Source organism: Ruegeria sp. CG11 (assembly GCF_056537245.1).
This window is the reverse complement of record NZ_JBQFRE010000016.1, coordinates 21947-41255: the sequence shown is the minus strand read 5'-3', so window position 1 is coordinate 41255 and position 19309 is coordinate 21947. Positions and strand designations below refer to the sequence as shown.

The following is a 19309-nucleotide window of genomic DNA, read 5'->3' as shown; positions in this document are numbered from 1 at the left end:
TCAGCCTCCGATCACAGTTTTCAGGGCAGCGATGAGCCGCGTATTGTCCTCAGGTGTCCCCACGGTGGCGCGAATGTGGTGCGGCAGATGGAAGGCCGGGCGAACCATCACCGCCTCTTGCACCAGGGCATTGGTCAAGCTGTCTGCATCATGGCCGACGGGGCAGCGGAACATCACGAAATTGGCCTGGCTGGGGCTCGTCTCCAAACCCAGATCGCGCAGACCGCTGGCCAACCGCTCTCGCTCTGAATGGTTGTTGTCGACGGTTTTCTTCAGATGTTCTGCATCTTTCAGGGCGGCGATGGCGGCTGCCATGCCTGCGGAATTGATGTGAAAGGCACGCTTCAGACGCTGGATTCGGGCGGTTTTTTCCGGCGGCGCGATGCCGTATCCAAGACGCATTCCCGCCAGACCGTAGGCCTTGGAAAAGCTGTGCACGATCACGATGTTTCGCCCGTCCAGCACGTGCCGTATTGCATCGGGCAAGCCCGTTTCGGTGGCGAACTGGAAATAGACCTCGTCATAGACAAGTGTCACATGATCCGGCAGACCATCCAGAACTGCAGACAGGGTTTCCTCGCCAAACCAGGTACCCGTCGGGTTGTTGGGGTTACACAGGTAGACGAGACGCGTTTCTGAAGTCACCGCCGACAGAATGCCGTCCACATCAACACGGTAATCGGCACCTTGCAGCGCCACGGTATCGATCGCTGCCCCCTTCTTTTGCAGCGACGCCGAATAGGCACCAAAGCAAGGGGGACAGATGATCGCGCGCTCTCCTTCAGTGAGACAGGCATCTTCGATCAAGGACAGCACTTCGACACCACTGTTTGCGGCGAAAAAATGCGATGGCGTCAGACCACGGCTATGAAAATCGGCAAGGGCTCCACACAGGGCTGCGTCATTTCGTTCTGGATATACATTTGCCCCTTCAAGGGCTGCCTGTGCCGCTGCCACGGCCTTGGGAGAGGGGCCAAACGGGTTTTCATTCGAGGAAAGCTTCGTCACGGGGCGACCTTGGGCAAGGGCGCTGACGTCATTTGCGGACCGACCGGCCGTGTATTCCATCTGTGTTGCTTCACTCATAGTCTTCAGGCGCTCCTCGAGTGTTGGTGCCGTTTCGCCATGCCCTGGGAACCGGTCAAAATCTGGCTGTGACGATAAGCACCAAGCTTGGAGATTTATGTCCCTTGTTGCAGGGGACACGTCGGACAGCGTGGTTTTTGTTAAGCCCTCAAGTTGCCAACACCACGAAATCTGCTCATCATGAGATCATGACACTTGAAAACTTCTTCAGCGGTGAAGGGGCCCCGAAGTTCCTGAAAATATTGTCGTCTTGCCTGGCGTCTGTCGGCTCTGCGGACTTCAATGCGCATTTTCTGGATATGATCGAACATGTCGTCAAAGCCGATCAATGTATGATTTTCTCATACAAGCGCGACCGCCCGCACTGCTATCTGTCGTTCAACGAACGGCAGAAGCAGGCGGCAAAAAACCTGGCGCACAAATACCTGCGAGGCGGGTATTTGCGCGACCCTCTGCGCACAGATATCGAGGCCACAAAACAAGACGGACAGATGCGTATTCTCACGCTGAGCGAGCTGTCCGATCGGATGCCGCCAGATTATTGGCAGGAGTTTTTTCAGAAGACGGGAATTGTCGACAAGATCACGGTGCTTGCGCGAAGCGACGACGAGGTGGTTGGGATGAATTTTTACCGTTTTCAAGAGAGCGGGCCATTTATCATCAGCGAAGATGAACTCCGCCGCGACTTCTGGACCCTCGTATCGAAAATCGTATTGCTGCACTATGCAGAAAACCAGCCTGCTCAACTGCAAAGCCCGCTCAATTCGTTGTCAGGCCGCGAAAAAGAGATTTGCGAGGCAATCCTGAGAGGCCTGACAACAGACGCCATCGCCTGGGAACTTGATGTGGCGGCCAGCACAGTCAACACCTACCGCAAACGGGCCTATGAAAAACTGGGGATCAATTCAAAGTCTGCTCTCTTCGCCTTGTGCGCGTGACGCTGTTGACAGCAGTCCAATGGCTTACCAGTTCATCCTGCCTTGTCCCTTAACTCAGAGGACAGACAGGAGAGTCGCTGCAATGAAAGACTGAGCAGGAACGCGCGGTATTCAAAAGGTGGACGGCATGAGACCCACAGGAAAAGGCCAACTGGAGTCGCTGTACTTCACATATCCACATTTTGATGCCCCGAAAGATGCTAAACGGCGAGGGCTCTCAAATCGGGCAAAAGTCGTCATTGTCGGGGCTGGTCCCGTTGGCATGACAGCGGCGCTGGCGTTGGCAAAAGAAGGCATCCCGTCTGTACTGCTCGACAACAAATCGACATTTAATGATGGCAGTCGCGCGATCTGCATCGAGCGTCAGAGCTACTACATGCTGGACAGCATTGGTGCACTGGACCCGTTTCTGGAGAAATCGCTGGGATGGACGACAGGTCGGTCATTCTACCGCAATCGGCAAATCCTCGAGTTCGAGATGCCGGACGGCGAGAACGAAAAATACCGCCCGATGTACAATATCCAGCAGCAATATATCGAAGAATATCTTCATGATGTGGTTGCCCGGAACGATCTGATCGACATGCGCTGGCAAAGCGAGGTCGTTGCAATCGAAGACATGGAAGACGGTGTGGAACTGACCGTCAAGGACAGCGAGGACGTCTATGACATTTGCGCCGATTGGGTGCTGGCTTGCGATGGCGGAAAAAGCCCGATCCGCAAAATGCGCGGGTTGAGGCTCAAAGGTGAGAATTATGAAGGCCGCTATGTCATTGCAGACGTACAGTTGGACCATGATTATCCCACGATCAGGCGGGCACTGTTCGATCCGGCCTGCCGCCGCGGCGGTACGGTCCTGATCCACCGGCAGCCCGACAATATCTGGAGGATCGACTACCAGTTGTTCGAAGACGAGGCGACGGAAGACGCCATTCAGGAAGACCATATCAGAGCCGGTGTGCAAGGTGTGTTGCACGAAATTGACTATGAGGGTCCGTGGAACCTGGAATGGTGGAGCGTTTACACCGCCAACACGCTGGCCTTGGATGACTACCGCGACGGTCGGGTGTTCTTTGTCGGCGATAGCGCCCACATCGTGCCAATTTTCGGCGTGCGCGGCCTGAATAACGGCTTTGCCGATGCGATCAATATCAGCTGGAAATTGGGCTGGGTGCTGAGCGGCAAGGCCGGACCGGATTTGCTGGACAGTTACACACCCGAGCGGCGTGGCGCGACGATGGACGTGTTTGCGAATGCCTCCAAGAGTGCACGTTTCATGACACCGCCAACACATGGTTGGGAAGTGATGCGCAATGCTGCCTTGTCACTGGCAATGGACCATGAATTCGCAGGACAATTGGCCAATCCGCGGCAGATGCGCCCCTACATCTATGCCGACAGCCCGGTTGTGACTCCGTGTTCCGGTGAATTTACGACGGGCCCCGAGGTCGGAAAGGTTCTGTCTGAAGTCAAGCTGGACCGAGGCTACTTGTCCGACGAGTTGGCCGATGGTTTTACGGTTTTGTGTTTTGATCAGGCACTTGCCGACGCCATTCAATCCGCAGCTTCGCGTGAACACTTATGCGTCATTGTCCTGTCGTCAGACAGTCCAGTGGCGGAGATCTTTGGCGCGACAAAAGAAACGGCGTATCTTATCCGGCCCGACCGGCATGTCGCAGCACGCTGGAAAGCCGCCACGCCAACTGAGGTACTTGCGGCTTACAAAACTGCAGTTTGCAAGTGAGGAGAAGTTGATGGCTCAGGTCAACATCGAAACAGTCTATGAGGCAATCGCCAAGTCCATTGATTTGGTCGGTCCGCAGCAATCCGAGCAATTTCTCGCCAGGCTTGCCCTGCTTCTAAGCCACGAATCCGACAGTACGGAAAAGGTTCTGTCGTTGGTGAAGCAGGCGGGCTCGTTGCAGGAGTAAATCGATACCGGCGAAACGCGGTTTCATGCGGACGCGTTCGACGCTGCCCGCCATTCGGGCGCAGAAGGGTGCGACCGTACTGGCGGACGCGGCCCTGTCTGAACCGGTCCTGATCCGAAATGCGTTCCTTGAAACGACCCGTCTGCCGGACGTGCCCGAAGGCATGGATATTTCCACGCCCGAACTGGCGTCCGCTGCGATTACACGGATGGGCTAGCTGATGTAGTCGCCATGCGCGTTGAACATGATTGTTCGCGCATCAGGCCTGTAGCCTGAAACCACCGGCTTCTTGCACCTGAACTTGTCGTTCACTTTCCAGAATAAAGACAATCTCGGTTTCCAATGATCGGAAAACACTTGTGTTTCCATAACTGCAAGCTCATGGACGCTATAGCGCTCGCCTACTCTAGCGGCAAATTCCAGTCCCCCTTAGCGAGTTCCTAAACCTGAGGGTGGAAGAACTTAAAGATTAAATTTGAAAACAACAAAAGCAGGCTACCAAAGAAAACCTGCGTTTTTGTAGACTTTTTACTAAAACCCCCAGTAGTCACTGAGCAATTGGATCAAAATCCGCGTTCACTTTTTTGCGGGTTCAGCAGATGTTTCTCAATCAGTTGAAAGGCATACCCTATGTAGATTCTCTGCAGAAATCCGACAGCAGCGATGTCTTCACGCTCCAGCGCGTTCGCCAAATCAAAGGTTTCATGAACCAATGCGTCATAAGCGACGATACCAACAATCTGTTCCATGCGGTGCCAGACGCTGGACGACTGGAAATATGCCTGGTTCCAGAATTCGCGTAGCGAGTGGTTCCCGATCAGAGAGGTGATCAGTGTCTGTAGCCGTTGGTTCAGTTTAACATATTCCTGCGAGTCCAGCCGCTCTCGCAGTGCGACGGCGCTTTCGTAGATCGAACGAGCTTCTTCGCGGTGATATTCTGTGACAGTGATCGGCGACAATGTCCCGATCATCTGGGCAAGCTCCATCCTCATTTCGTAAAGATGGCGGACACGTTCTGCTGAAAGTTCGATGACAACTGTGCCGACACCATTGCGCGTCTCTACCAGCCCAAGATGCCCGATTCGCGCAATGGCATCTCTGACGGGGGTTCTGCTGACACCGAATTCTTTGGCAAGTGCAGCCTCTTTCAGTTGAGTGCCTGGAGGGTAGTGCGCGAAGCAGATGCGTTCCAAGATTTGCTCTTGGATCTCGTCTACAGTTGCCCTTGAGGGCGCCGCAATTCCTGAATCTGCAATAGTCACGGGTCTGATCCCTCTGCGTGCTCTGTGCTGTCTTAGACTGACAATCAGTAGTCTCTCAACAACCGACCGTATCCAGCAACTTGGTCATCAACGCCCGCTTTGCGCAAGACATCCCAAGCCATGGCTTGATTAGAGCAAATCACGGGTTTGTTCAGGGCATCTTCGAGCCGTTCAATGACTTCGAGTGACCGCAACGCACCACAACTTATGAACACGGCTTCGGCCGCCCCGGAATCGACCGAATGGGCCAACTTTTCGATCACGTCCGGGCGCACACGGATCATGTCACTGTCTTTTTCCAGATTGAGGCCACGTATTTCCGTGACCTGGAGCCCTTGATGTTCAAGGTACTGTTTTTCTTTCAGATTCACTTCTTCCAAATAGGGTGTGCACACCGCGATCTTTTCTACCGTCAGTGTTTTGAGGGCGCGAATGGCGGAGGTGATCAAAGAGGTTGCAATTGCATTGGGTGCACCTTTGTTCAGCTCACGAAATACGGTGTCTTCGCCCAGTACCAAGCTGCCGGATGTGCAGGCATAGCTGATCACATCAAGACTTCCATCCGGCAAAAGGGTCGACGCAGCACGTGCCAAGTCGACCCCGACCGCGGTCAGACTGTCAACGGTTATGTTGTCCGGAATGGCTACACGGGCGAAATGCGCGCCTACACCGTCGGGCATCAATGCCATCATATCGTCTTCGATTGTCTGCTCGGTCGCAAGCAGAACGAATCCTATTTTCGCCCTGTTGTGACGACCTTCATCAAACATGGATTCCGGATCAATCCTCATAACCTGCATGCACCTCAGTCGTATTTATGCAAAAAAACCTCAATTAAATCCATTATTGACATATAGCTGTATACAGGTCAATTATCCCGCCAGCCTGATTGGGGGTTCCTCAAGCACAGGCCGAGTTTCGATCAAAGGGAGGTACCTTCGTAAATGCTGGTGTCAAAATTTCTGAAAACTGGTGCTGTCGCGCTCGGCTTTGCCGGGTTCGCCGCGTCCAGCGTATCGGCTCAGGATATCATTCTGGGTCACGTCATGGATCAGGAACACATCTTCCATAAAGTATCCGAACAGTTCATCGAGCGGCTGGACGAGCTTTCTGGTGGAAGCATGTCAATCTCGTATCACCCTGGCGGTGATCTGGGTGACTGGACCTCGATCGTCGAACAGGTTGCCCAAGGTGCCGTTCAGATGACCATGTCGTGGAACCATTCCGAGCTTGATCCGCGCTGGGACGTGTCGGTTCTGGGTTATGTCGCCAACGACTGGGAGTCGGGCAAGGAAGTCTACGGTCCCGGTTCGACGATGAACGAAGTCTACAACGGCATCATGAACGATCTGGGCATGGAGTTGCTGGGAACGATCCCGACCGATTTTACCGGTTTCGTTGTGCGCAAAGGCGTTGACGTCCCTGTAAACTTCCCGGCTGATGCCGAGGGTTTCAAGATGCGCGTGCCGGGTATGCCCATGGCGATCGAGCGCTACAAGGCAACCGGCTTCTCGGCCGTTCCGATGGCGTTCTCCGAGGTGCATACAGCACTGCAGACCGGCGCCATTGACGGTCGGGCTTATTCGCCGCCATCCGAGGTTCTGTTGTTCAAGGACGTGCTGAGCGCTTACGTTTTTACACGCGAAAACTTCGAGCACACTTTCTGGACCGCAAACAAAGCATGGTTTGACGGCCTGACAGAGGAACAGCAGGGCTGGGTTAAAGAAGCGGCCAACGAAGCTGTCACCTGGGCCTGGGAAAACGCCGAGTCCGAAAGCCCCAAGTGGTTCGAGCAGATCGAAGCGGCTGGAATCGAAGTCATCGAACTGACCCCCGAGCAATTGGATGCCTATCGTACCAAGGTTGTTGCCGTTGAATACCCCTACATGGAGGAGATCATCGGCTCAGAAGTGATGAGCGCCATCAAGCAGGCGGCCGGCGTGGAATAACGCCATTCACGAACACGCGCAAAGCCCGCTTTGCGCGTGTTTCTTTTTGGGGATGGGAGGGAAAATGACAAAGGATATCTTGCATACAGACAGCTTGGACGATGTCCTCGTGCCATCGCCGATCATACCGGTGCCTGCGCCAGAGGATCGCGATCTGCCTGTCTATCGCGGCTTGGGTGGCCTGTATTCGATCGAAGCCAAAATTGCGTGGCTGATGCGTGTCATCATGTTTGTCGCCATGATTGCTCTTGGCCTGGTCATGGCCGCGCAGGTTTTCATGCGATATGTCATTTCATCTCCGTTCCTCGGCATCGAAGAACTGGCGCCGATGATGGCCTTGTGGATCTACTTCATCGGAATGGCCTATTGCTCGCGCGAGCGTGACCACATCGAAGGTGGAGTAATGTCGCTGGTTTTTCGGAATCGAAAGACATTGCTTGCCTTCCGTTTGTTCGGGTCGGTCGTCTGCCTTATCGCACTGGTCGTCTTTGCCAAATACGCGTGGGACTTTGCGCAGTTCAATATCAACCTGAACCGCAAAAGCTCTTACATGAAGTTCCCGAAATACATGTGGGACCTCAGCATGGTCTTCGGCTTCGTGCTGATGGGTTTCTACATGGTGCTGCAGATCTTCCTCGAAGCCCGCGCCCTGATCACCGGGAAAGGGGGGGAATGACATGACACTGTTTTTCGTTGCCATCGCAATCGTCATTGTCCTGCTGCTGATCGAGGTGCCCGTCGGCTTTGCTTTCGGCATCGGAGCGCTTGTTTTCGGCACTTTGCAAGGCACTGACATCTCGTTTCATGCCGGATTTGGCTATTCGCAGGTCAGTGCGTTCTCGCTGCTTGCCATTCCGCTGTTTATCCTGTCGGGCACCCTGATGGGCGCGTCGGGGATATCCGAGCGTCTGTTGGATTTCGTCAATTCCTTCGTCGGACGCACCAAGGGTGGGCTTGGCGCGGTTACGGTTGTGACCTGCGCACTGTTCGGGGCGATTTCGGGCTCGGCCTCGGCTGCGATTGCGGCCATCGGTAAAATCATGGTCCCGCGCATGATCAAGGAAGGGTATCCCCCGGGCCATGCGACGGCGCTTGTTGCTGTGTCTTCGGTTCTGGCGCTGATGATCCCGCCCAGCATTCCGATGATTGTCTTCGCGATTGCGATCCGCGAGTCCGTGGCCAAGTGTTTTCTGGCAACCATGGGTCCGGGGATATTGTTGGCCGCCACGTACTGTGCGCTGAATTTCTGGTTCCTGCGGAACAATACGACGATCACGGTTGCAGAAAAACTGTCCTTTTCGGACACCGTGAAAGAAATCGGCCAGACCGGTAAACGTGCCAGCCTTGCGATCATCATGCCGGTGATCATTCTGGGTGGGATCTACAGCGGTATCGCCACGCCGACCGAAGCCGGTTCGATGGCGCTGGTTTATACACTGGCCGTCGGCTTACTGATCTACCGCACGTTGCCTTTCGACAAGCTGTTTGACTCGACCGTCGAAGCCGCGCGTCTGACCGGTGCGATCCTGATGGTTCTGTTTTTCCTATTCGTCATGAGCCGCGGCATGGTTCTGGCCAAGGTGCCGACCCAATTTGCCGATCTGTTGCTGACCATCTCGGAAAACAAGATCGTCATCCTGTTGTTGATCAACCTGCTGTTGCTGATCATGGGCATGATCATCGACGATGTATCGGGTGGAGTCCTAGCCGCGATCATTCTGCTGCCTGTAACGCAGAAGATTGGTTTGGACCCGATCCATTTCGCTGCCATTGTCGGCACGAACCTGGGACTGGGCAACATCTCTCCGCCCTGCGCACCGCTGCTTTACATGGCCGGGGGTGTCACCCGACAACCACTGTCCACTTATGTCGGCCCTACCTTGAAGTTCCTGCTGCTGGGTCACCTGCCGATGGTCTTCGTTGTTACCTTTGTGCCGCCGGTAGCTCTCTTCTTGCCGGGTCTCCTCGACTGAGGCGCGAACACGCCGCCCGCGTGGAAGGCGGGCGGCGTTGAAATTCACATTCGAAATGGCCGTCCGTGCGACAATGACTGGACGGGCTCAGGATCAACCCTGCCAACGGTTTTGGTGTCATGCCGTTGGCTTATTTTGAAGGATGAAGGCACATGCTTGAACACGCAAAACAAAGAACTATCGAGCTTCAGAGCCGCATGAAGGATGCAGGCATCCAAAAGGCCGTGTTTACCGATGAAAGCTCGATGGCCTACCTGGCAGGTTTCTGGGGTTACCTAGGGATCGAGTTCGGGCGCCCCACGATGCTGGTGGTGGACGCAGATGACTCGCCCGTCGTCATCACGCCGCTGATGGAATCGGAAATGGTCGACGCCATGACATGGGTCGAGGATGTGCGTACTTGGGAAGATATCGGGCAACGAACATGGGGCCGGGCGCTGGCCGGTGCTTTGGGTGAGAACCCATCCGAGATCTGGGTTGAAAAGGGTTCGGTCCCTGCAATTGTCCGCAACCATCTGGACGAGACCTATCCGGGCGTTCCGCTCAAGGATATCTCTCCGGTGCTGGGCGCGATGCGGACCATCAAATCGCCCTTCGAAATCGAGGTGATGAAACAGGCTGGAGAGATTGCTGGCGCGATGATGCTTGCTGCGCATAATTCCTTGAAAGAAGGCGCGCAGGAATACGAGAGCGCGCTGGCGGTGATTGATGCAGGTTCGCGCAAAGCGGCAACCTTTCTGACCGACAAGGGTTGGGACAGCTTTGTCTCGCCGATGATCCACAATCTGCAGATTGTGCAAAGCGGTAAGAATACCTCGATGGTGCATGGTCGCGCCGGTGTGAAAGCTTATGAAAAGTTTGATCCCGTCTATTTCTGCTTCTGCAACATGGCGCAGTTCAAACAGTACAAGCTGGGCTTTGACCGCATGTTCCACATCGGTGAAGTGAAGGATCTGGACCGCGAAGTGCAGCAGGCCGCGATTGACGCGCAGCAAGCCGCGATCCACGCGATCCGCCCGGGCGTTCTGGCCGAAGACATCGCTGCAGCCGCCAACGAAGTCTATCAGGAACGTGGTTATGAAACCGGCTACCGCACCGGTCGATCCATCGGTGTTGCTTACCTGGAAGCGCCAGAGCTGAAAGCCGGTGACAAGACCGTGCTGCAGCCGGGCATGACCTTTGCGGTTGATGGCGGCATTTCGGTAGATGGTGTCACCGCCGGCCGGATCGGAGACTCGGTGGTCGTGACGGAAACCGGATTCGATTACATCACCAACTATCCGCGTGAGATCCTGCTTAGTAAATGAGCCCTCAAAAACGGCAGATCCAAACTTGGCAACACGTTGCCATACGCGCGAACTGCCGCAACTGTTACGTACGAGTCCGGCGCGCGTATTGGAGCGCCGGAGGCTTCATCGGAACCTGCGTGGATGGGTAACATGCAAAAACTGAAAAAAGAGACTCTGACAGGTATCTGTAGCCAGATGGCCTCGCATGACTGGAGCGATGCGGAAATAGACGAGCTTGTAGACCCGAAACTGGGCATCATAACCGGATTTCAGGAGTTGCTGGACGAGTTGGAGGTCCTTCGCAAGATCGACCTTGGCACGATACCTCCGTCTCTGACCGTTCAAAAGCGATAGCCTGATGACCAAAGAAATAGCGTTTGAAACTGTCCGCGGCCTGAAATCCAGGCTCGACGCCCGTGAAATCACGCCAACTGAACTGGTCGAGGTTTTTGCAGAGCGGATTGCACGGCACAATGACCAATCCAAAGCCTTCATCACCGTGACAGACGAATCTGCGCGCAAGGTGGCCGGGACCCTCACGCGCGACGATCTGGACCGATCGCCTTTCGCGGGTATTCCATACGCATCCAAAGATCTATTTGATGTCGAAGGGGTTCTGACCTCTGCCGGATCGCGCGTATTTCACGACAGAATTGCAACCGAGGATGCCTTTGCCATCGCCCAAATGCGAAAGGTAAACGCACTGAGTCTGGGCAAGACCAACCTGCATGAGTTTGCCTACGGCGCAACCGGCGAGAACGAGGTCTACGGTACCTGCGTGAATGCATATGATCCAAACCGCCTGGCCGGAGGATCATCCAGCGGATCAGCGGCTGCAGTAGCGTTCGGCTTGGTCCCCGCCAGTCTTGGGACGGACACTGGCGGATCCGTGCGCGCTCCAGCCGCGCTGAACGGACTGGTCGGACTGAAACCGACCATTGGCCGAGTGCCAACTACGGGTGTGGTGCCGTATTGCTGGACGCTGGATCATGTGGGCATCATGACACGAGGCGTCGCGGATTGCGCTGATCTATTGGGAATCATTGCAGGATATGACCCTCGCGATCCAGGTTCGCAAAACCTTCCGGTCGAAGATTATGCCGCTGCTCTCGACAATGATATCTCGGGGTTGCGCATCGGCATTCCGACCAATTTCTATTACGAGCGGACCGATCCGGAAATTCTGGCTGCGTTGGAGGATGTCAAAAGCTTCGTGACCGCGAAGGGTGCGTCTCTGCTTCCCGTGACATTTCCAGATCTTGAACATAGCCGCGCCGTGTCTCTCACCGTTCAAATGCCGGAAGCTCTGAGTGCGCATTCGGCCTATTTGCAGGAACGAGGTGAGCTTTATGGGCAGGACTTTCGCGCCGGGCTGGCTCTGGGGCAGACGCTGTTGGCGGAACACTACATACGCGCCAAGCGCTTCGTGGAACTTTATCGTCAAGAGACCAACGCGCTGTTTGATGAGGTCGACCTGATCCTGACGCCGGCGACACCGGAAATTGCTCAAAAGCTGGGAACCGTGAAAACAACCCGTGACGGAGTGGAAGAAGCTGTTGGCAATGCCATCACACGCTTTACCACCTTCTTTAACATGTCCGGCCACCCAGCGTTGACGATGCCCTGTGCAATGCACTCGGAAGGATTGCCGATAGGGTTACAGCTGGTGGGAAGGTATTTCGAAGAAAGCACGATTTTTCGTGTCGCTTTTGCCATTGAAAACGATGGGGCGTTCTCAATCCCGCACCCAAGAGTAGATGGCTAACAGGATGGATTTGCACCTTCAGTTGCTTCTTCCTGCGCACGCTTCCTTGACACGGGATGTCGGCAGCCAGCCCTGCAGCCAAGGACAATAGATGAAACTTCAGACTTTTATCGTCGATGCCTTTTCAGACCGCCCTCTCAGCGGAAACCCGGCTGGCGTGTGCCCGCTGGACCAATGGCTGCCAGTACCGGTCATGCAATCCATCGCGAGTGAACTGAACCAATCTGAAACGGTATTTTTTGTTCCTCGAGCAAATACGCGCAACCGCGATGCAATTGCCGAATTCGACATACGTTGGTTCACCCCCACGCGAGAGGTGGATATGATCGGACATGCGACGCTCGCGGCCGCTCATGTCGTGTTCTCCTACCTCGAGGTCGGGTTGGAAGCGGCAACTTTCCATTCCGCATCCGCCCGGATGACGGTTCGTCGCGGGGAAAACGGATTGCGCCTGGACATGCCCGCGCTTGTGCCGGAGGTGATCGATGCCCCGTCGGGTCTGATCGACGCGCTTGGGAGGAAACCCTCGAAAGTGCTGGCTGCAAAGCACTACCTAGCTGTCTTTGATAGCGAAGATGACGTCGTGAACTGCACTCCGGACCTGACAGCCCTTGCAAAACTGCCTTTGCCCGCAGTCATCATATCCGCACAAGGGGCAGGAGAGTTTGATTTCGTTTCGCGGTTCTTTGCTCCGGCGAATGGTGTGCCAGAAGATTCCGTGTCTGGCGTCTCGCATTGCTGTTTGACACCCTATTGGTCTCGGAGATTAGAAAAAAAACACCTGTTGGCTCGTCAGTTATCGGCACGGGGGGGTGTCATTTATTGTGAAAATGATGGTTCTCGAGTCATCCTTGAAGGAACGGCTGTAACTTCGTTGGAAGCTATTTTGTTTGCGCATTAAAGCGACTGCAAACCTACCTGCAGCGCTCCTGAAATCAACGCGGGAACGATAAACCTGGTCGTACATTGATTTCAGATAGCAGATTGTACGGGCATGTTTCGATAGATTTCGACCAAATAGCTGTGAAGGCCACTGAACTGCCATTCGCGCCGGTTGCAGCACTTGTCACTTCGAACGGCAACAATGCGCCCAATGTGACGGATGCTGTAGTTTGCACTAACAGCAGCGATCTATTGTGAGCCGACATTAGCCGCTGTGCCTACGGTCCAAATCTGCTCCTTGCATTTTGCAAGTGCGCAGCAGTGTAGCTTCACCAAAACAGACATTCACCACAGCACCCTGCGGCTGGTTTTCAGCGTCTGGGAAGATCTACCTATGATTGTTCAATTGCAGGGACACTCATTGCCAAATTGTTGACGTAATTCTTTGTCACTCAACCAGTAAGTCTATAGATTAAAGGAGGTTATTATGCCCAAGCCAAATAAAGGTGGCGGTGACAGCAACACCATTTCCGGCAACAAACGAGACAACGTTCTCATAGGTTCAGACGCCGACGAGATATTGGACGGCAAGGGAGGGAACGACCGGCTGATCAGTGGAGGTGGCAACGATACGATTTATGGCGGAAGCGGCACCGATACAGCTGTATTCACTTTTGCCAGGGATGACTACGACGTCACTCTGCTGAGTGACGGGCGCATCCAGGTATCGGGCCCAGAAGGCACCGATACGATTTCGGGCGTCGAAGTGTTCGAATTTGCGGACATGACACAATCAGCGGCCGAGGTCATCGTGCCCCGCCTTGCCAATTTGACCGCCGGTACCCTTGAAGTTGAAGATGTAAGCCTGTCCCCCGGCGAGACAACCGACATCCACGTGGATATCGCGTCTAACGGTGTGATCGACGCAGCAGAGTCCACGGTCGAGCTTTTGATCGCATCCGCCCCGGACGACGCGTCTGTGATAAGCACTATCGACACTGCCCAGCTTGGCGCTATGGCCACTGGAAATTCGGGCGCGATCTCGTTCTCGCTTGACCCGGGGTCGCTGGAGCCGGGAACGTACTGGGTCGCCGTGCGCGTAGACAGCACCAACTCTCTTGACGAAGAAAGTGAAGCGGACAATCAGACTGAATGGGTGCAGATCACGGTCGAAGCCCCCAGCACAGACCTGCAACTTGTGTCCGCAACTGTCGACGGCAGTTCAGATCTCGATCTGGAAGGCGGTGCGAGAATTCAGATGAATTACGTCATCCACGATGCCTCCAACATGGATGTCTCTTATTTCAGTGTTGCGACCTACATTTCCACAGATGCAACGATCTCTGCAGACGATCACCGGATTGCGGGTATCACCGGAGGCACCTATTCCGGATTGACGACAAGCCCCTCAACTTCGCATTGGCTGCCCGAGGATTATACTCCGGGCGATTACTATCTGATCAGTGTTGTTGAGTGGGGCGACGGAACCGCAGACACGCAGCTGGACAACAATACGATCATCCAAACGATCACACTGACGCCGCCGCCAGAACCGACTGTGGACATCTCGGTGGGCACTGTCAGTATCGAAGCCTCATCAGATTTCGATCTGGGTCCGGGCGGCCTTATCTCAACTCCAACCGGTTCAACCGGTGCGCGGCTTGATCTGGAATTTGACGTATCAAACCTTGGGACAGGTCCGGCAATCAATGTCGGGTTCACAGCCTATCTTTCAACGGACGGAACTCTTTCTGCCGATGACATCGAGATTTGGACCGGCGCCGCAAGCCTGCAAGCTGGGGGAATGACAACACTTACCTTCTCGGCAAACATCGGCGGCAGCGTGGCGGCCGGTGACTATCAAGTCATTCTGGTGTCAGATGCCCCGTCGGACGTTGACCTTAGCAACAACAGCTCGACTGCCGACGTGACATTGGTCGGTGGTATTTCGGTTGGAACCGACGCGGATGACGTTTGGGTCAGTGGCGCAGGCGGAGACATCGTGGACCTGCTTGGAGGTGATGACATTGCCTTTGCCGGAGCAGGTTTTGACATGGTCGATGGTGGCGCAGGCTTTGACACGCTGGATTTCTCCTCAAGCACAGAAGGCGTTGGGATTTATTGGGTCGAGTCTAACTCGTACGAGTTGATCGAATTCTCCCCGACCGACGGCCAAACGGCCTCGGTCTACACAGATTTTGAGCGCATCGTAGCGACGGATCATGACGATCAGGTGGAATTGTCCGGAAGCAGCATTCACCATCTGCAAACCGGAGCAGGAAATGACCTGATCATCGGCAGCGACGGGGATGACACTATCGATGCCGGTGCAGGAGACGATCTGATCGTCGGCAACCTTGGGAACGATCTGCTGATCACCGGCGATGGAAATGACATGATCGGCGTGGTGCGCAGCACATCGACTGGCGTAACAACAGGGGATGGTCACGACGTCGTTGACGACTTCGATTTCAACTTCGACTCCGTAGTGATCGAAATTGGGGTCGGCGAAACATATGATCCTCTGCTGGACCTCGTCCAAACAAGTGACGGTGCACTATTGCAATATGCCGAGGATTCCAGCCTTTTGTTGAAAGGAGTGGATCTCGACGATCTGGGTATCGATCATTTCCTGATCACAGAGGGACAGGCAGGTACTCCAGTTGATTTCTGACTAACCCTTTACCGACCTTTGGAAAGCAGATTACGGGACCAAAACAGGAAAGGCACCGGCAACCGCGGTTGCCTTTCTTGGTCCAGACCCCGCCACTGGTCACCACAAATTCTCCTCGCTTCACTTAAGAAAATACCAGACAGGTATCAAAGTTTTAGTCTGGCGCACTGACCCATCGAGAGTGGATGTCTGCTCATTAATCAAAAGGGTTAGCATTCGAATATGCGCCGCGAAACTAACTCTATCCACCGTTGCAGTTTTCTCTTCAGCCGTACAGCGCGCAAAGGGGCCCATTCGAAATGAAAATACCAACGGCAACAAATGTCCGCCAAGCGCCCGTTTGCCTGACACCGGACTTCGCACCCGCAGCGAAGGTCGGTAATGCGGGCTGCAGAAGCAGCATTCGGCTGCTATGCTCAAGGTCGGCTCTGGGCCGCCCGAGAAGACGGCCCGGATAGTCAGGTTTCAATTGTCTCTTCAATCGCGAGTGCGTCTTCCAGCTCCACCCCGAGATACTGGACCTTACTGTCCATCTTTGTGTGGCCAAGCAATAGCTGAGCTTCGCGCAAATTGCCTGTCTCCTTGCAAGTCTGCGTGACCTTGGTGCGCCGCATCGAATGCGTGCCGTATGCGCTCGCCTCTAGGCCAATCGACGTAACCCATTCGCGGACAATCCGTGTATATCGGCGGGTCGGGACGTGAAGATGCCCATGGAAGCTGCCTGTCCACAGGTAACCTGAGCCGACCATCAGCTTTTCCTTCAACCACTTTTCGACAGAAGCACGTGTGCCTTCGGAAATCTCGAAGCGTAGGAGTTTCTGATTATTGCTTTGCAGGACGGAGGCGCGTTCTTTGATCCGACCCGACGCCATTACGTCTGCGACGTTCATCTTCACCAGATCACAGCCGCTGAGCTTGCTGTCGATCGCCATAATGCACAGTGCAAGTCCCGATGGTGCTAGGCTAATTCATGTCGGATGTGGATTGCCCAGACATGCTTTGGCTTCAAAGGCCGCTTCTGACCGACGATGCGCTCCTTGTTCCAGGCCGGGCGAAGCGGGCGAATGTCAGCTTCGATTGGGTTCATCGGAAAGCGCCAATGCGATCTGTTGCGTTTTTGGGCGCTGACGAGAAGCGTCTGGAAGGTTCACAAGTATGAATCGGCCAGTTGTGCATGACCGCTCGTCTACCTTTACAAGCGAGCCGGACTCCAAAGCCTCTTCGATCAGCGGCAAATGCCCCATCAATAAGCCTGCGCCAGCCTTCGTCTCTTCCACCGCAAGACTATACAGTGAAAATTGTGCACCTCTTTGAGGATGTTGCACCGTCGCGCCAACGGCTTCTGACCAAAGCCGCCAATCGTCGATCCAAGTCTGATCGTGTAATAATGCACTATGATCGAAACCCTCAAAACGCTTCAAAACTGAGGGCGTGCATACGGGGGCGATCTCGTCGGGGCAAATCCGGATTTGATTTTGATCAGGATCTGGCACGCCAATGAAAATGGACAAATCGAATAGCTCGCGCGTTAAGCTGGGTGGGGTTTCCATCGCTGTGACTGAGAAATTGATCTCGGGGAACAGCTCTCTGATCCTAGCAAGGCGCTTGGGTAGCCAAAGCTGGGCGAGGGACGGAAGGGCCGCAATGTGAAAATCAGTAACTGGTCTCAGGTTGCGCAGCGCATGTGTGGCTTCCGCCAATCCGTCAAAAGCGGCAGTGAATTTTGGCAGTAGATCGGAACCAGCGGCCGTGAGCGTTACACCTTGTGCGTTGCGGCGAAACAAGGCCGTGCCTGCCCAACCCTCGAGCGTTTTTATGTGCTGCGAAATTGCACCGGGCGTAACGTTCAATTCCTCTGCGGCAGCGACAAAACTGATATGCCTTGCAGCCGCTTCAAAGGCTCGCATGGCGTTTAGGGGAGGACCTTTGGGGCGTTTGGGGGCAACACTCACGACATTAGCCTTAGTTTTTCTACGCCAAGAATTAGCATTTCTGCTTTGCGCTGTCACCGCGTTCAACGGCACACTATGCCAAACGGAGGATTTTCAATGACGCTAGTGGAACGAGATTGGGTACCCGCAGCCTGCGAGACGCGGGTTCAGGACATTGTGCAAAAGGCTACTGGCACGACATCTGCCGACCTTCTGACCCTAATTGAAGGTCTTGCCGAACAGAACCGCGTGATCCACGAGGAAGAGTGTTTCAACCTCAACCCGGCCACCAATGTGATGAACCCAAAGGCCGAGGCTCTTTTGTCCTCAGGCATCGGATCACGGCCCTCCTTGGGGTATCCGGGCGACAAATATGAAATGGGTCTTGAGGCCATTGAAGAGATCGAGGTGATTGCGGCGCAGCTTTGTGCCGAGGTATTTGATGCTAAGTTTGCGGAGGTTCGTGTCCCCTCGGGTGCTCTGGCCAATCTTTATGGCTTCATGGCGACCTGCAAAGCAGGTGACACGATCATCGCTCCACCTGCGTCGATTGGCGGGCATGTCACGCACCATCTCGCGGGATGCGCCGGACTGTTTGGTTTGCGCACGATCGAGGCGCCGGTGGACGCCGCGGGCTATACGGTCGATCTCGATCAGCTTCGCGCATTGGCCCTGGCCGAACGCCCAAAACTCATAACCGTTGGTGGCAGTTTGAACCTGTTCGAGCACCCTGTGGCCGAGGTGCGCGCGATCGCTGATGAGATCGGCGCAAAAGTCATGTTCGATGCCGCGCACCAATGTGGGATCATCGCGGGCAAGGCCTGGTCTAATCCACTTGCTGAGGGTGCTCATTTTATGACGATGAGCACTTACAAAAGTCTTGGCGGTCCCGCAGGGGGTTTGATCGTCACCAACGAGTCCGACATTGCTAAGGCGCTCGATGCTATCGCATTTCCCGGCATGACGGCCAACTTCGATGCGGCGAAAACAGCAGCATTGGCGGTGACCATGCTGGATTGGAAAGAATTTGGTGTAGCCTATGCAAAAGAGATGATTGCCATGTCTCAGGCCTTGGCTACGACCTTGAACGACATTGGCATACCGGTCTTTGCTGGTGGCGACGGATTTACAAATTCTCATCAGTTCGCCGTCGAAGCTTCGGCATTTGGAGGCGGTCAAGCTGCGTCCAAGATATTGAGAGAAAACGGGTTCCTGGCGTGCGGTATCGGACTACCCGTCGCGGCTGTTGAAGGCGACATGAATGGTTTGAGAATTGGGACACCTGAATTGGTTCGTTGGGGCATGACCGCAGATGACGCTCCTCAGTTGGCGCATTTGATAAAGCGCGGCCTGACAGAATCTGGGATGGGGGGAGAGGTGTCTAGCTGGAGGCGAACTTTCAACAAGCTGTGTTTTGTGCACTAGCGGCACACTCCGGTCGTTGGATTGCATTCCACAAAAGTTGGCCGTGTCCGCGATCTGTTACTTCGGCGGTTCTCAAATATGCACGCGCAGCGATTGTCAGCAATGCGGGCTGCGCGCGCAGCACGTCGCGAAAGATGAAAAGCAGCCGTTGAACTAACCTCTATCCATATTCTGTATCGACTTGGAAATGATGACGGAGGACGA

General features: G+C 54.8%; 17 protein-coding genes and 1 pseudogene. 13 read left to right on the top strand and 5 right to left on the bottom strand.

Annotated elements, in window-relative coordinates:
- Complete coding sequence (locus tag ACR0KW_RS20240) at positions 1–1086, bottom strand: pyridoxal phosphate-dependent aminotransferase (protein WP_480806608.1); 1086 nt, start codon at positions 1084–1086, stop codon at positions 1–3.
- Between the two features lie 20 nt (positions 1087–1106).
- Here ACR0KW_RS20240 and ACR0KW_RS20235 point away from each other — a divergent pair, with 20 nt between their 5' ends.
- The 4 genes from ACR0KW_RS20235 to ACR0KW_RS20220 all read left to right on the top strand — a co-directional run bounded on the left by ACR0KW_RS20235 (position 1107) and on the right by ACR0KW_RS20220 (position 4172).
- Entirely contained in the window at positions 1107–2024 is a 918-nt protein-coding gene (locus ACR0KW_RS20235; protein WP_480806607.1) for a helix-turn-helix transcriptional regulator, read from the top strand.
- A gap of 127 nt (positions 2025–2151) precedes the next feature.
- Positions 2152–3768 (top strand): FAD-dependent monooxygenase, encoded by a 1617-nt coding sequence (locus ACR0KW_RS20230; protein ID WP_480806606.1) that lies wholly within the window; start codon positions 2152–2154, stop codon positions 3766–3768.
- A 10-nt stretch (positions 3769–3778) separates the two neighbouring features.
- Complete coding sequence (locus ACR0KW_RS20225; protein WP_480806605.1) at positions 3779–3955, top strand: hypothetical protein; 177 nt, start codon at positions 3779–3781, stop codon at positions 3953–3955.
- Positions 3956–3980: 25 nt separating this feature from the next.
- Positions 3981–4172 (top strand): hypothetical protein, encoded by a 192-nt coding sequence (locus ACR0KW_RS20220; RefSeq protein WP_480806604.1) that lies wholly within the window; start codon positions 3981–3983, stop codon positions 4170–4172.
- Between the two features lie 346 nt (positions 4173–4518).
- Here the strand turns inward: ACR0KW_RS20220 and ACR0KW_RS20215 are convergent, their stop codons facing one another.
- Both ACR0KW_RS20215 and ACR0KW_RS20210 read right to left on the bottom strand, forming a co-directional pair.
- The gene (locus ACR0KW_RS20215; RefSeq protein WP_480806603.1) at positions 4519–5217 is read right to left on the bottom strand and encodes a GntR family transcriptional regulator; all 699 of its coding nucleotides are present in this window, start codon (positions 5215–5217) and stop codon (positions 4519–4521) included.
- A gap of 44 nt (positions 5218–5261) precedes the next feature.
- Positions 5262–6008, bottom strand: a complete 747-nt coding sequence (locus ACR0KW_RS20210) for a maleate cis-trans isomerase family protein (RefSeq protein WP_480806602.1) — start codon at positions 6006–6008, stop codon at positions 5262–5264.
- Between the two features lie 153 nt (positions 6009–6161).
- Here ACR0KW_RS20210 and dctP point away from each other — a divergent pair, with 153 nt between their 5' ends.
- From dctP to ACR0KW_RS20170, 8 genes are all read left to right on the top strand, one after another.
- Positions 6162–7166: a TRAP transporter substrate-binding protein DctP gene (dctP, locus tag ACR0KW_RS20205; RefSeq protein WP_480806601.1), complete on the top strand. Its 1005-nt coding sequence runs from the start codon at positions 6162–6164 to the stop codon at positions 7164–7166.
- A gap of 64 nt (positions 7167–7230) precedes the next feature.
- A complete protein-coding gene (locus ACR0KW_RS20200) occupies positions 7231–7842 on the top strand; it encodes a TRAP transporter small permease (RefSeq protein ID WP_480806600.1) in 612 nt (203 codons plus the stop codon).
- A 1-nt stretch (position 7843) separates the two neighbouring features.
- Positions 7844–9139 (top strand): TRAP transporter large permease, encoded by a 1296-nt coding sequence (locus tag ACR0KW_RS20195; protein ID WP_480806599.1) that lies wholly within the window; start codon positions 7844–7846, stop codon positions 9137–9139.
- Between the two features lie 152 nt (positions 9140–9291).
- Complete coding sequence (locus ACR0KW_RS20190) at positions 9292–10446, top strand: M24 family metallopeptidase (RefSeq protein ID WP_480806598.1); 1155 nt, start codon at positions 9292–9294, stop codon at positions 10444–10446.
- Positions 10447–10578: 132 nt separating this feature from the next.
- Complete coding sequence (locus ACR0KW_RS20185) at positions 10579–10782, top strand: hypothetical protein (RefSeq protein ID WP_170494472.1); 204 nt, start codon at positions 10579–10581, stop codon at positions 10780–10782.
- A 4-nt stretch (positions 10783–10786) separates the two neighbouring features.
- Entirely contained in the window at positions 10787–12193 is a 1407-nt protein-coding gene (locus ACR0KW_RS20180) for an amidase (RefSeq protein ID WP_480806597.1), read from the top strand.
- Positions 12194–12284: 91 nt separating this feature from the next.
- Positions 12285–13094, top strand: coding sequence for a PhzF family phenazine biosynthesis protein (locus ACR0KW_RS20175; protein WP_480806596.1), 810 nt, complete (start codon positions 12285–12287; stop codon positions 13092–13094).
- Between the two features lie 468 nt (positions 13095–13562).
- Entirely contained in the window at positions 13563–15749 is a 2187-nt protein-coding gene (locus ACR0KW_RS20170) for a CARDB domain-containing protein (RefSeq protein WP_480806595.1), read from the top strand.
- A gap of 458 nt (positions 15750–16207) precedes the next feature.
- Here ACR0KW_RS20170 and ACR0KW_RS20165 read toward each other — a convergent pair.
- Together ACR0KW_RS20165 and ACR0KW_RS20160 are read right to left on the bottom strand one after the other, a co-directional pair.
- A pseudogene (locus ACR0KW_RS20165) lies at positions 16208–16836 on the bottom strand (site-specific integrase).
- A complete protein-coding gene (locus ACR0KW_RS20160) occupies positions 16817–17701 on the bottom strand; it encodes a LysR family transcriptional regulator (protein ID WP_480806594.1) in 885 nt (294 codons plus the stop codon). The pseudogene ACR0KW_RS20165 and the gene ACR0KW_RS20160 overlap by 20 nt, the downstream one beginning before the upstream one ends.
- Before the next feature lie 96 nt (positions 17702–17797).
- Here ACR0KW_RS20160 and ACR0KW_RS20155 point away from each other — a divergent pair, with 96 nt between their 5' ends.
- The gene (locus ACR0KW_RS20155) at positions 17798–19105 is read left to right on the top strand and encodes an aminotransferase class I/II-fold pyridoxal phosphate-dependent enzyme (RefSeq protein WP_480806593.1); all 1308 of its coding nucleotides are present in this window, start codon (positions 17798–17800) and stop codon (positions 19103–19105) included.
- The last annotated feature ends 204 nt before the right edge of the window (positions 19106–19309 follow it).